Genomic DNA, 1,339 nt, shown 5'->3' with positions numbered 1-1,339 from the left:
CCATCCATATCCGCCGCTTCGTACATGCTGGAGTCGATGGACTGCATCCGCGCCAGAATGAACAGGAAGGACAGCGGGAAGTAACGCCAGATTTCGAACACGGTGACCATGATCAACGCCAGTGGGCGTTCCCCGAAGAAGTTGATCGGCTCGCTGCTCAGCCCCATCTGCACCAGCAGCGCATTAGCCGAGCCTGAGAACGGATCAAACAGCGTGACCCAGGTAAAGGCCACGGCGATGACGGGGGCCACGTAGGGGAACAGGTACAGGCCACGGATAAAGCCCTGCCCCTGGAAGCTTTTGTTAAGCAGCAAGGCGGCGAACAGGCCCATAACCAGCGCGCCGATGGTGCCGAAGACAGTGTAGAACAGGGTGACCCAAAGCACGCCCCAAAACTCGTCGCCGTCAAACACACGGGCGAAGTTCTCCAGGCTGAACTCGAAATTTGTCAGGACACTAGGGCCGCTGCCGGTGACTGTTGGTTCAGACCCTTCAACCAGATCTTCGAAGGCGTCCGGTTCGCCATCGACCGCAACGGGAACGCGAATGCGCTCGCGTTGGCCGCCATCCAACTTACCAAAGTCGCAAAACAGCACTTGCCCGTTCAGCGCGCAGGGGGCTGCAACGTCGCCAATTGGCGTGACGCCGTCGGGTAGGACATCCCGGACTGTCACGCCATCGATCGCAATATCCTGACTAGAGTTGCGTAGGCGGTATTCGATCCGCAGATCATCACCCGATCCGCGCAGGCTTTCACGCACGACCGGAGCAGGCGGGCGCAGGTCAGACAGGGTGAAGGGCTTGAAGCTGATCCAGAAGATCGCCAGCAAAGGCAGGATCACAACCAGCGACACACTGATGATGGTCGGAGCCAGCAGCGTCCAGGCCAGACGCGCCTCGCGTTTGGCTAACGCCCCGGTTCCTGTCGGTGGGGAGGCCGAAGTCATGGGTTACCTCGAAGGGTTTAGGGGCAGCGGCGCACACGCCGCTGCAGGTGCCGGGTGGTTACTGAACCTTGGCCAACTCTTCGTTCATCGCCGCAATGGCTGCGGCCGCGTCGATCTCGTCGTCAATATACTGGCGAACGACGCGGTTTATGGCCTGGCTGTTGATCATCTTCGATGCCAGCGCCAGTTGGCCTTCGGCCACGCCCCAGCGCTGCGCCACATCCAGACCGCCAACGATCTCGTCGATCATGGATTGTTCGTACAGCTCACCCAGGGGCGCTTTGCGGTCGACACCAACAGGCAGCTCTGCCCAGGCCTCCGAGAACGCGGTCGGGTTGTCGGCATTCCCACGACGGACCGGGAAGTTGCCCTCAGGCCCGATTGCCAGCGTT

General features: G+C 60.9%; 1 protein-coding gene and 1 pseudogene. Both read right to left on the bottom strand.

What is annotated here, in order from left to right; genetic code table 11:
- On the bottom strand, positions 1 to 947 hold a 947-nt coding region (locus ACR0E6_RS21215; RefSeq protein ID WP_480587024.1), incomplete at its 3' end, for a carbohydrate ABC transporter permease.
- A 58-nt stretch (positions 948 to 1,005) separates the two neighbouring features.
- Positions 1,006 to 1,339: pseudogene (locus tag ACR0E6_RS21210) on the bottom strand (carbohydrate ABC transporter substrate-binding protein); the annotation flags it as partial.

Source organism: Ruegeria sp. AP12 (assembly GCF_056540025.1).
This window is presented reverse-complemented; position numbering and strand designations above follow the sequence as displayed.